At 71.3% G+C, this 9,905-nt stretch carries 9 protein-coding genes; 1 reads left to right on the top strand and 8 read right to left on the bottom strand.

Annotation, left to right across the window (positions count from 1 at the left end; translation table 11 throughout):
• Positions 1-2: 2 nt before the first annotated feature.
• The 8 genes from ETD85_RS35995 to ETD85_RS36030 form a co-directional block, all read right to left on the bottom strand.
• Positions 3-260, bottom strand: coding sequence for a DUF1876 domain-containing protein (locus tag ETD85_RS35995; protein WP_138694289.1), 258 nt, complete (start codon positions 258-260; stop codon positions 3-5).
• 59 nt (positions 261-319) lie between these two features.
• A complete protein-coding gene (locus tag ETD85_RS36000; protein WP_138694290.1) occupies positions 320-1,981 on the bottom strand; it encodes a catalase in 1,662 nt (553 codons plus the stop codon).
• A 74-nt stretch (positions 1,982-2,055) separates the two neighbouring features.
• Entirely contained in the window at positions 2,056-2,430 is a 375-nt protein-coding gene (locus ETD85_RS36005) for a BlaI/MecI/CopY family transcriptional regulator (protein ID WP_138694291.1), read from the bottom strand.
• Between the two features lie 94 nt (positions 2,431-2,524).
• Positions 2,525-3,469, bottom strand: coding sequence for a sugar kinase (locus tag ETD85_RS36010; protein WP_138694292.1), 945 nt, complete (start codon positions 3,467-3,469; stop codon positions 2,525-2,527).
• A complete protein-coding gene (locus ETD85_RS36015; protein WP_379507964.1) occupies positions 3,466-4,221 on the bottom strand; it encodes an IclR family transcriptional regulator in 756 nt (251 codons plus the stop codon). Before ETD85_RS36015 ends, ETD85_RS36010 begins: the two co-directional genes overlap by 4 nt.
• Before the next feature lie 66 nt (positions 4,222-4,287).
• Entirely contained in the window at positions 4,288-5,388 is a 1,101-nt protein-coding gene (locus ETD85_RS36020; protein WP_138694294.1) for a winged helix DNA-binding domain-containing protein, read from the bottom strand.
• An 82-nt stretch (positions 5,389-5,470) separates the two neighbouring features.
• Positions 5,471-7,024, bottom strand: coding sequence for a clostripain-related cysteine peptidase (locus ETD85_RS36025; RefSeq protein WP_138694295.1), 1,554 nt, complete (start codon positions 7,022-7,024; stop codon positions 5,471-5,473).
• The gene (locus ETD85_RS36030) at positions 7,024-8,019 is read right to left on the bottom strand and encodes a hypothetical protein (RefSeq protein WP_138694296.1); all 996 of its coding nucleotides are present in this window, start codon (positions 8,017-8,019) and stop codon (positions 7,024-7,026) included. Before ETD85_RS36030 ends, ETD85_RS36025 begins: the two co-directional genes overlap by 1 nt.
• 197 nt (positions 8,020-8,216) lie before the next feature.
• On the opposite strand from ETD85_RS36030, the gene ETD85_RS36035 reads away from it, so the two are divergent.
• On the top strand, positions 8,217-9,905 hold a 1,689-nt coding region (locus ETD85_RS36035), incomplete at its 3' end, for an ATP-binding protein (RefSeq protein WP_170247014.1).

The following is a 9,905-nucleotide window of genomic DNA, read 5'->3' on the forward strand; positions in this document are numbered from 1 at the left end:
GCTCAGGCGGGGCTGGTGAGCTGGGCCACGTCCTCCGCGCCGTCCTCGATCAGCTTCGCCGCCAGGTCGGACAGCGCCCGGCCGGCGGCCAGCTCGTCCCCGATCCCGGGCACGGGCCGGTCACCGGGATTGCGCCGGGCGTGCGCCACGCTCTCGTGACGCTTGCCGTCCGGAGTGAACAGCACCGCCGTGGCCGTGGTCAGCGCGTCCTCGTCGTCCTCGCTGATCCAGATCTGCACGTTCCACTGCTTGTACTCCATAACGACCATCTCCCTCACTCCGAGCCTCCCCCCAGGAGGCCCGGACGTAAAGCGGAGGATCAGCCCGCGGCGTGCGCGGCCCGCTCGTTGGGCACGCAGTGGGTCATCTTCAGCCCCTCCACGTCGCGCGGGCCGTTCCTGCCGAGCTTGGCCAGCCTGCTGCGGTCCTCCTCGGTGAGATCCTGGCTCTTCAGCGGCTCCAGCGAGGCCACGTCGTCCGGGGTGATGCCGAGGCCCTCGCCCACCCGCAGCCCGAGCTCGTCCTCGGCGAGCAGGAAGTGCCAGACCATCCGCTCCTGGATGCGCCGGTCGCACTGCTTGAGCGCGGTGACGAGGTTGAGCACCAGGTCGTCGCGCTCCCACTGCTCCATCAGCAGATAGCGCTGGCCGGGCTGGACGTAGTCGTTGGTGCGCGGGATGCGCTTGCGGGTGAGCCGGCCGGAGATCTCCGGGCCGAGCTCGTCGGTGTGCGGGTACTCGGCCTCCCGCAGACCGTCGCGCAGCGAGGGCTCGTAGTTGATGTGCGGGTCCTCGCCGGCGGTGTCGACGAAGTACGTCATCTGGCCGTCACGCTGGTTGGTGCGGATGGCGGCGTTCCTGGCCTGGTTGACGGGCAACTGGAGATAGTTGGGCCCGACCCGGTAGCGCTGCGTGTCGCTGTAGGAGAACGTCCGGCCGACCAGCATCTTGTCGTCGGAGAAGTCGAGCCCGTCCACGAGCACCCCGGTGCCGAACGCGGACTGCTCGTTCTCGGCGAACTGGTTCTCCACGTTCCTGTCGAGCACCAGGCGGCCGACCGGCCGGGCGGGGAACTCGTTCTCGGGCCACACCTTGGTGTCGTCCAGCGGGTCGAAGTCCAGCTCCGGATGCTCGCCGTCGCTCATGAGCTGGACCAGCAGCTCCCATTCCGGGTAGTCGCCGCGCTCGATCGCGTCGTGCAGGTCCTTGGTGGCGTGCCCGAGGTCGTGCGCCTGGACGGCCGCCGCGTCCGCCTCGGTCATGCTCCGGACGCCCTGCTTGGGCATCCAGTGATATTTCACCAGGAACGTCTCGCCCTGCCGGTTGACCCACTTGTAGGTGTTCACGCCGAACCCCTGCATGTGCCGGTAGTCGGCGGGGATGCCACGCGGGCTGAACAGGTTGACGATCATGTGGAGGCACTCGGGCGTCTGCGACATGAAGTCGAAGATCCGGTTCGGGTCCTGCCGGAACGTGACCGGATCCGGCTTCAGCGAGTGAATCACGTCGGGGAACTTGATCGCGTCCCTGATGAAGAAGACGGCCAGGTTGTTGCCGACGAGGTCCCAGTTGCCGTCCTCGGTGTAGAACTTGATCGCGAACCCGCGCGGGTCGCGGGCGGTCTCCGCGGAGTCGCGCCCGCCGATCACCGTGGAGAACCGCAGGGCGACGTCGGTGCGCCTGCCGGCCTCCTGGAAGAGCTTGGCCCTGGTGAACCGGCTGATCGGCTCGTCGCCGAGCTTGCCGTACGCCTCGAAGAAGCCGTAGCTGGTGGTGCCTCTCGCGTGCACCACGCGCTCGGGTATGCGCTCCCGGTCGAAGTGGCTGATCTTCTCCAGGAACTGGTAGTTCTCCAGCGTCGCGGGCCCGCGTGGCCCGACCGTGCGCTGGTTCTGGTTGTCGTAGACCGGGTGTCCCTGCCGATTGGTGAGCACTTTGCGCTGGTCGTTCGGCTGGGAGCCCGTGCCGGAAACGTCGGTCATCGCACCGTTCCTTCCCCCGGACGAGTTATCCCCGCGGGTCCTCAAGCCCTGAGCGGAAACGGGCAAAGATCCGTCTACGCGCCGCGGCCCTTCGGGGGGAAGACCTGAAGGGCGGCCTCCATCGCGGTGGCCTCCTCGGGAGTCAGGCGCTCCAGGAAGTGGACCAGGGTGGCGGCCTGGTTGCCGCTGGCGGCCAGCGCGTGCCGCATCAGCTCGGCGGTGTAGGCCTCCTTGGAGGAGACCGGCTCGTAGACGTAGGCGCGGCCCACCGGCTCGCGCCTGAGCAGGCCCTTCGTGTGGAGCTTGTCCATCACGGTCATGACGGTGGTGTAGGCGATCTCGCGCTCCTTGCGAAGGTCTTCGAGCACGTCACGGACGGACGCGGGCCGGCGATAGGACCACATCCTGTCCATGATCGTGGACTCGAGCTCTCCCAGGGCACGTTTCATGAGCACATGCTACGGGTTGCAGTGAGACACAACCGTTTGACAATCGAACTCCCGCACCCCGGCCCTCGTGATCACCTGCCGCCGGCCTGCGCGATCACCTGCTCACGCCGTCGGCGGGCTGCCGCAGCAGGCTCAGGTCGGCCCGCCGGGGCAGGCTCTCCCAGTCGCCCTGGGAGGTCACCGCGAACGCGCCCGCCGCGCACGCCGTGCTGAGCCGCTGCTCCGGCTCCGCGCCGGCCAGCCAGTCCGCCAGCCAGCCGGCCGCGAACGCGTCGCCCGCGCCGACGGAGTCGACCTCGGTCACGTCGTACGGCTCCGCCCGGCGTACGACGCCGTCCGTCAGCTCCATGGCGCCCTTGGCGCCGAACTTGACCAGCACGTGCCGCGGGCCCAGCGCCGCCAGCGCCTTGGCCAGCTCCTCGGCGCCCTCGGCCGCGGCGACCAGCCGCCCTTCCGCCTCGGTGGCGAACAGCACGTCCACGTCGCCGATGGTCTCCCGCAGCCACGCCCCCGCCTCCGCGGCCGTCCACAGCGCCCTGCGGTAGTTGACGTCCAACGAGACCAGCACCCCGGCGGCCCGCGCCTGCGCGATCGCGTGCCGTACGGCCTCGCGCGCCGTGCCGGACAGCGCCGGTGTGATCGCGGAGACGTGCAGCACGCGGGCCGACCTGATGAGGGCTGGGTCCAGGTCGGCCGGGCAGAGCCGCGAGCCCGCGCTGCCCTTGCGGTAGTAGCGCACGTCGATGAGGTCGGCCGTGCGCCGGCCCTTGATCATCAGCCCGGTGGGCGCGTCCGGGTCCTGGACGGCCCGCACGTCCACACCCTCGCCCGTGAGGGTCGAGCGGATCAGGTCGCCGAACTCGTCGGCCCCGACCCGGCCCACCCACGTCGCGTCGTGCCCCAGCCGGGCAACGCCGATCGCGACGTTGGACTCGGCGCCGCCCAGGCCCAGGTCGAAGTCGCGGGCGAAGCGCAGCGGCCCGGTTCGCCGGGCGCCGAACAGCGCCATGGTCTCGCCAAAGGTCACCAGGTCGGTCATCGGCTCGGGCTACCCAGCTTTCTCGAGATCCGCGCCGCCGCCCCCGCCACCAGCGGCCCCAGCTCGCGCACGCGCGCGGCGGTGATCCGCGAGGTGAGCCCGGAGACGGAGATGGCGGCGGTGACGGCGTCGTTGTGATTGAAGATCGGCGCGGCCACGCAGCGCACCTCGGGCTCGTTCTCGCGGTCGTCCACCGCGTAGCCGCGGCGCCTGATGTTCCTCAGCTCGGCGCGCAGCCGTTCGTGGTCGGTGATCGTGTGCTTGGTCCTCGGCTCCAGCGCCAGCTCGGCGACGGCCTGCTCGGGCTGCCAGGCCAGGATGGCCTTGCCGACCGCGGTGCAGTGCGCGGGGCCGCGGCTGCCGATGCGCGAGGCCATCCGGACGTTCGCCTCGTTCTCCACCTTGTCGATGTAGACGACGTGCGGCGGGTCGTACACGACGAGATGGACGGTCTCGCGGACCTCGCTCATCAGCCGGTGCGACTCTTCGGCCGCGACGGAGCGCAGGTCCAGCATGGCCAGGTACGCCTGCCCGAGCTGCACCGTCCCGTGGCCGAGCCGGTAGACGCCGCTCTTCCGGTCGCGTTCGAGCAGCCGGGACTCGACGAGCGGCGCGGTCAGCCGCAGCACGGTGCTCTTGGACAGGCCGACGCCCTCGGCGAGCTGCGTGAGCGACAGGCCGGAGTGCTCGCGAACGTGGTCCAGCACGGTCAAAGCACGTCTGAGCGAGGCGGACTGGTTACGTTCGGACACGTAGCCCAAAATACGTCATTTACCTGGGTTCTCTGCAACACCGCGTTCTGCACTGCACAACCCGGGTCAGGACTTCGAAGGGCGGTCGAAGACGGCGATCTCGTGCTTGTCGTCCGGAGCCAGGAACTCCAGCAGCCGCCGCCCTTCCGCCTCGGCCTCGTCCAGGACGGCGATCGGCGCCCACTGGTGGAGGTTGAGGGTCGAGGTGCCCTTGGCCCTGGTGACCGTCCAGTCCCCGGCGACGCAACCGTCCACGAGGATGGCGCGCGGCACCACGTTGGTGCCCATGAACCCCTGGAGCGCGGCCAGCCCGGTCTCGGTGATGACCCTGGAGCGGTCGGCGTACGACAGGAACAGGTTGTCGAAGTCGTACATCAGCCGCACCGGCGCGGGGACGTTCTCCGGCGGGCGTACGGCGTCCGGCAGGTCGTACAGCGTCCGGCCCGACTCGTCCCTGAAGCGGACGAGGTCCATCGGCTCCACCACCTCGGCCAGCCGCGTCAGGCCCGACCACGTCTGCACGTCCATCACCGACGCGGGCCCGAACGCCGCGAGATAGCGCCGCACCAGCTCGGCCGGCGTCATCGGCGGCGTCTCGAAGCCCAGCCAGGACTCCGCGCTCGTGTGCGCGACCGGCCCGCTCTTGCCCCACAGCCCGCGCGGCGGCACCTGCACCAGCGTCACCAGCCAGCGCACGCCCTGGCCGAGCGCGTGCGGGTCGTGCCGCGGCCACCGCTCGGCCAGCGCCCGCCCCAGGTCGGCGAACGTCATCGGCCGCCCCTCCAGCAGCTCCCGCCCGGCCGCCGCCAGCTCCTCCAGGTCCACGCCCGCCAGCTTCTTGCCGAAGGCGCCCTTGGTGCCGCGCTCGGTGACGATCTGCAGCAGCGGCCGCATGGCCAGGCAGTCGCGGGCGGTGACGAGGTGGATGGTGGAGCGCTGGAGGGCGACGCGTACGAGGTCGCGGGAGAGCAGCAGGTCGGCGGCGTCGGCCGGCTTGAAGCCCTCGATGCGGGTCCACAGGCCGGTGTACCAGGTGTGCGGGGTCTGCGCCTGCAGCCCGCCGAGGTGCTCCACGACCTCGGTCACGGACCGGCCGGTGCGGCGCAGCAGCAGCTGCCTGTCCAGCGTGGCCCGATTGAGCGCCTTGCGGCTGATGAGGGGATCCATGGGTCAAAGGTAGGGGCTATTGCGGCCGGTCCCGGGCCGCAATAGCCCCAGCGGCGCCGGCGGATCGCCGGCGTGTGGCCTCCTAACGCCTGATGGTACGCGCGTTCCCGTATTCCCTGAGGAACTCATCCCAGTCCGTGTGCTGGGCGAGCTGGAGGTCGGCGTAGTAGCGCGAGATCGTGCGCTCCATCGGGAAGTACGCGCTGAGCCCGCCGCACCCCTCGACCTTGTCGCCCTGGTGCCCTTCCTGGATCACGAAGCCGCCCGGCGCCTGGATGGCGAGGAGCTTGTCGGCCACCGAGGCCAGCGTCGGGTCGGTCCGCGAGTCGGCGACCAGCGCCAGGCACATCGTGCGCAGGTCCACCAGCGACCGGTCGACGTGGAAGCGGGTGGAGACCGACTGGACGCTGTCCACAACGGACCTGTTGACCTCCACCTGCCGGCGCAGGCCGCCCGCGAGCGTCTCGAACTCGCGCATGAACTCCTCGATCCGCGTGACGTCGACCGCGCACTGGGTGACGGTCTGGCGCGTGCCGCGGTAGGACTTGAGATACTCCTCCACGATGATCCGCCCGAGCTCCCGCGCGTCCATGCGGGGGTTGGCGGCCATGGCGGACAGGATCTCGGTGTACGGCCAGCCCTCGTTGGGTTCGAGCTCCTCCGAGCCCACCACGGTGCCGACGTGCTCGCGCAGCTCGTAGCAGACCTCGAGGTTGCTCATGAGGCAGGCGTCCATGCCCAGCAGGTCGATCGGCCGGCCGAGCTCCTCGTGGACGCGCCGCATGACGTTGCACAGCTCGATGGTGTCCAGCGAGTGCAGCGTGCCGTCATCACTGGCGATCGCGCGCTCCTGGGCGTCGGGCAGCTTGAGCACCTCGGCCAGGGACGTGGTGAACACGGCCTTGGTGATCTCCGGGGTCTCCGCCAGCCGGGTCAGCTCGGAGTAGGCCGGCTCCCCGTCGGCCGTCATCCGAGGTGAGCGCCGTACGTATCCTGACTCGATGTCGCGCCTGACCGAGCGGCCCCGGACCTGGGTGTAGAGCTGGTCGAGGTCGTCGGGGGTCCAGCCGCCGCCGTGGTTCCAGATCACCAGCGCGTACCGCCTGGCGGGGGCGCGTCTGGTGGCCCAGCGGACGAAGTCCAGGACCGTCTGGGGGTTGCCCGAGTCGACCGGGGCCCGCAGCTCCTCGATCAGGTCCGGGGCGCCGCCGGGGCTGACCTCCATGTGCTGGGCGCGCCCCGCGGTGTTCTGCCGCTTGACGAAGGCGGTGACCCGCACGCCGTTGTACGACTGGACGGCGCGCAGCTCCTCCAGGTCGCGCCCGGCGGCGTCGGACAGGTTGTTGTTGCCCGCCATGTAGATCATGACGTTCCACTCGGCCCGCTCCCCCGGCGCCGTCGCCGGCGGCCGTGCGGTCATGGCCTGCGGAGCCTGGCCGAGTGCCTGCCACGTGCTGGGGCCGGCCACTCCGTCCGCCGGGATCCCCTCGCGTTGCTGCAGGTTGAGTACGGCTCCGTAGGTGGAGCCGCCGAAGTACCCGTCGCTCTGCACGCGGTAGCCACGGGCCCGCAGCAGCTCCTGGAGCCGCCTGACCTCTTCCCCTCTGCTGCCGAGTCGCAGCGTGGGCCCGGCCATCAGTCCGCGGCCCAGTGGAAGTTGAAGCACTTGGCGTCCGGCGACAGGTCCCCGGTGGGGATGACGTACATCGGGGTGTGGATGCCGAACATCTTGGCCTTCCACAGCACGATGCTGCCGCCGGTCTGCACGGACCTGGAGTCGAAGCTGGCGTAGGTCTCGCCCTCGGTCTCGACGAAGCAGATCTGCCGGTCGCTGTCGTCGGTGACCTGGATGCCCTTCCACCACAGGCCGTGCGGGGCCATGCTGATCCGGATCTCGGTGGTGCCCGGAGGCGCGGGGGTCTCGGTCAGGTAGACCACGTCGCCGTCGCGCAGCCGGTGGGCGTTGACGAGGTCGTTCCTGCTGATCCTGATGAGCTGGATGAGGCCGCGTCCCGGCATCCGCTCGAAGCGGACGGGTGCGCGCTGGTCGCCGTGCACGATGGCCAGCAGCTCGGGCAGCTGCGAGACGATCGCGGGCAGCGTCGCCTGGAGGATGGGGCCGAAGTAGCGCTGGTTCAGCTCCCGGTCGGTGACGCGTACGGGGTGCTGGGCGCGGGCGCCGTGCATGGTCTGCAGCAGGCCCGGCAGCACCTGCATGATGATCGGCGTGACGGTGCCGATGAGCTGTGGCACGAACTGCAGGAAGCGGTCCTCCTCGTTCTGGTCGGTGTCCGACTTGGGCGGGCCGAACGAGAGGAGCTGCTCCACCAGCGGCGGGATGATGGCCTGCACGACCGGCATGAGGACGGCGGCGACGTCCAGGAAGGACCGGTCGCCGGCGAGCTGGTTGTAGGTCTCAGGCATGAGATGGCGCTGCTGCTGCGGCAGGTACTCCATGGGCCGGTGCTCCATCCGCGGGCCCATCGGCAGCTGTTGCGCTTGTTGCGGACGTGCGCCGAACTGTTCTGCTGCCTGGTGAGTCAGCTGGAGGCCCTGGAGGATCGTGGGGAACAGCACGTTGAGAATCCGTGCTTCCGTACCCCGCTGCTCCTCTGCGATGTAGGACGGCATGATGTTCTCCCGGCGTTTTGGGGCATTCGTCCACTTCGGACGCTATGAACGAGCTTTGCCGGGAGCATCAGGGAACGCCCTGGGGATAACCCTGGGGCCAATCCCTAATGACGGGATGAGCTGACTCGGGTCAACCGGACACTGGACGGTCGCCGGACCAAGGCACACGATGAACTTTGGCCAGGGGGGTGAGTCCGATGGCAGCCCGCGCCTTCCGCAACGGACCCGAGCGCTCCCGCGACGAACAGTTCGTCGGTCGAAGCCGTGAACTGGCGGTGCTCCACGCCCAGCTCGGCCGCGCCTGCGAGGGCCGGTCCAGCCTGGTGGTGCTGGAGGGCCCGGCCGGGATCGGCAAGACCGCGCTGACGGGTGAGTTCCTGTCCGCCATCGAGAACGCGATCGTGCTCGACGTGAGCGGGGAGGAGGGTGAGGCGGAGCTGCCCTATGGCGTGCTGGGTCAGCTCGGGGCGCAGGCGCAACCCGTACCCGAGGCTCTGGCGTGCCTGCCCGCGCCCGGCGCGCCGGCCAAGCGCGACCCGCTGGTGGTCGGCGCGGCCGTGCTCGAACTGCTCGGCCAGCTGCAGCAGGCCGCGCCGGTCGTGATCGCGATCGACGGGGCGGGCTGGGCGGACCTGCCGTCGCTGCAGTCGCTGACGTTCGCGCTGCGCAGGCTGCGCGCCGACCGGGTGCTGGCCATCGTGATCGTCAGGGAGAGCGACCATCCCAGGCTGCCCGACGGCCTGCGCCGGCTGCTGCGCGGCAGCGCCGCGCTCCGGCTGCCGCTGAGCGGGCTCAGCGCGCGCGACCTCCAGGCGCTGAGCGCCCGGCTCGGTCCCGTACGGCTGACGCCCCAGGCGGCCGAACGCCTGCAACGGCACACCAGAGGCGTGCCCCTGCACGCCCGCGCCCTGCTCCAGCAGGTACGCGCCGAGACGCTGGCCGACGTGGACGCCCCGCTGCCCGCGCCGCGCGCCTACACGACCCAGGTGCTCGACCGGCTCGGCCGGTGCGAGGCTCCGGCGCAGCGGCTGGTGACGGCCGCCGCCGTGCTCGGCACGTCCGCGCCCCTGCACCTGGTGGCGCGGATGGCGCAGCTGAGCGAGCCGCTGCCCGCCCTGGAGCAGGCCGCGGGCGAGGAGCTGCTGGTGGAGTGGCGTACGGGCGCCGGGGTGTCGCTCGGCTTCCCGAACCCGCTGGTCAGGGCGGCCGTCTACCACGATCTCGGCCCGGCCACGCGGCGCGGGCTGCACCTGGTCGCCGCGGACCTGGTGGACGACGCGGCGCGCCGGCTGGACCACCGGCTGGCCGCCGCCGACCAGGTGGACGCCGACCTGGTGCGCGAGGTCGCCAGGGTGGGCCGGCGCCAGACCGCCGCCGGGCGCTGGTCGAGCGCGTGCGGCTGCCTGACGCGGGCCGTGCAGCTCACCGAGGAGGGGCCCGAGCGGGACCGGCTCATCGCCGAGGCGGTGGAGGCCCTGCTGGAGGCGGGCCGGCCGGCCGACGCCGGCACGCTGGCCGCCCAGGTGGCCCAGGCGGCGGACCCCTCGGTGCGCGACTACGCGCTGGGCTCGGTGGCGCTGGTGGCGGGGCGGCTGGACGAGGCGGTCAGGCAGCTCGGCAGCGCGTGGTCGCACGCCGGGCGCGATCCGCTGCTCGCCGCCGGGATCGCGGCCCGCCAGGCGATGGCGGCCCTGCTCCAGGGGCACGGCGCCGACGCCGCCGGCTGGGCGAACCGCGCCCTGACCGGGGAGCTCCCCGCGACGGAGCCCGTGCGGGAGAGGCCCGCCCGGGGAAGGGCCGGGTCTCGGGGCGGGGGCGCCGCCGCCGAGAGGATCGCGCCTGGTGGCGGGCACGCCGCGGCCCGTGCGGGTGCTGCGGTCGGGGGG

Source organism: Nonomuraea zeae, assembly GCF_005889725.1.
GTDB classification, from domain to species: Bacteria; Actinomycetota; Actinomycetes; order Streptosporangiales; family Streptosporangiaceae; genus Nonomuraea; species Nonomuraea zeae.